The following is a 1,924-nucleotide window of genomic DNA, read 5'->3' as shown; positions in this document are numbered from 1 at the left end:
CGCGTCATTGACGACCCGACGGATCAACCGCAGCGGATGACGATCCGGAACCCGCTGCTCAAGATCAACATAGCTGAACAGCGACCCGCTTGCCTCGTCCGTCCCACGCATCGCCACCTCCTGCTGCCGCTGCCATGTCGGAAGTGAATCATGTTCTCATAACCGCGTCGAGGGCCGGCTTCCGGTAATCCTTAGTGTGTCTGACGTCAGCACCTTTGGGACAGATTTGAGGATTTGAACAACGGAGGGTTTCTGGTTCATCGTAGCCTTTAAGGAGCGAAGATGAACAAGAAGCCCGGAACATCGAAAGACGCAGCTGACAAGCTGGTCAAAAACATCCGCCGCAAGACCCGCCAGACCTACTCGGCGGAGGAGAAGATCCGCATTGTTTTGGCCGGATTGCGCGGGGAGGAAAGCATCTCGGCGTTATGTCGCCGCGAGGGTATCTCTGACAGCCTGTATTATACTTGGTCGAAGGAATTCCTTGAGGCTGGAAAGCGTCGCCTTTCCGGCGACACAGCGCGTCAGGCGACATCGCCTGAGGTGAAGGATCTGCGATCCGAGGCCATGGCTCTGAAAGAATGCGTGGCTGATCTAACCCTTGAGAACCGCCTGCTCAAAAAAAGCATGACAGGGGCTGGGGAGTTCGAGGAATGAGGTATCCAGCAACCGAGAAGCTTGAGATCATTCGCACGGTTGAGGGATCACACCTGCCCACAAAAATGACCCTTGATATGCTGGGTATCCCGCGCACGACATTTTACCGATGGTATGACCGCTACGTCGAAGGCGGCCTTGATGCATTGGCGGACCGCGCGCCTCGGCCGAAGTCGGTCTGGAACCGTATTCCGCAGGACCGGCGGGATGATCTGATCGAGTTTGCGCTGGAACATGAGGCGCTGACCACACGCGAACTGGCCGTCAAATATACTGATGAGAAGCGGTATTTTATCTCTGAATCATCGACTTACCGCATTCTGAAAGCTGCCGATCTGATCACGGCACCCGAGTATGTGGTGATCAAGGCTGCCGATGAGTTCTCGGACAAAACCACGGCGATCAATCAGATGTGGCAGACCGACTTCACCTACTTCAAGATCATCGGCTGGGGCTGGTATTACCTCAGCACGATCCTGGACGATTACAGCCGGTATATCATTGCCTGGAAGCTCTGCACGACCATGCGAGCCGAGGACGTGACAGACACCATTGAGCTGGCTCTTACGGCGTCTGGCTGCGACCAAGCCGTGGTCCGACACAAGCCGCGCCTGCTCAGCGACAACGGGTCGTGCTACATATCCGGCGACCTGGCCAAATGGCTGGGGGACCAGAAAATGGATCACGTTCGCGGTGCGCCGTTCCATCCGCAAACCCAGGGCAAAATCGAGCGCTGGCATCAGACCATGAAGAACCGGGTTCTACTGGAAAACTACTACCTGCCCGGCGATCTTGAACGCCAGATCGGGGCCTTCGTCGACTATTACAACAACCAGCGCTACCACGAGAGCCTGAGCAACGTCACACCCGCTGACGTCTATTTTGGACGTGACAAAGCCATCATCAGAGAAAGGGAAAAGATCAAGAAAATGACGATCCAAAGCCGCCGCTTGCAACATCAAAAACAAGCAGCATAATCAATCACGCAAACGAACCAGAGCCTCCAAAGTTCAAGCCGCTCTGATGTCCCATTTTATATGACGACGGACACCTTGAGCAATTACGCATGGATCTGGAACTGGCCCAACTCGAGGCCAGCAGACCCCAACCCGCCCCAGCGGGTCCTACGGAGGATGAGCTGCGCGCACGCGAGCAAGAGCGACTGCGCCGTGAGGAAGAAGCCCGGCGCATGGCCGAACTGGAGCGCCGCGCCGCGGAGGAACGCGCTTTTCAGGAGCGGCGCATCGTCTCGCCCACCATCGCGTTT

Annotated in this window: 1 protein-coding gene and 2 pseudogenes; 2 read left to right on the top strand and 1 reads right to left on the bottom strand. The window is 56.5% G+C overall.

What is annotated here, in order from left to right:
- Positions 1–111 (bottom strand): annotated as a pseudogene (locus ACGYLA_RS19460) (IS5/IS1182 family transposase); the annotation flags it as partial.
- 171 nt (positions 112–282) lie between these two features.
- On the opposite strand from ACGYLA_RS19460, the gene ACGYLA_RS19455 reads away from it, so the two are divergent.
- Positions 283–1,634 (top strand): IS3 family transposase gene (locus tag ACGYLA_RS19455; RefSeq protein WP_280322053.1). Its coding sequence is split into 2 segments (ribosomal slippage): positions 283–619 and positions 619–1,634, totalling 1,353 coding nucleotides; the frame shifts between segments, so codons are not numbered across the junction.
- A gap of 65 nt (positions 1,635–1,699) precedes the next feature.
- Positions 1,700–1,924, top strand: a pseudogene (locus ACGYLA_RS19450) (conjugal transfer protein); the annotation flags it as partial.

Source organism: Sulfitobacter sp. 1A13679, assembly GCF_043557115.1.
Taxonomy (GTDB): Bacteria; Pseudomonadota; Alphaproteobacteria; order Rhodobacterales; family Rhodobacteraceae; genus Sulfitobacter; species Sulfitobacter faviae.
The sequence above is the reverse complement of the archived record's forward strand: the minus strand, read 5'-3'. Positions and strand labels throughout refer to the sequence as shown.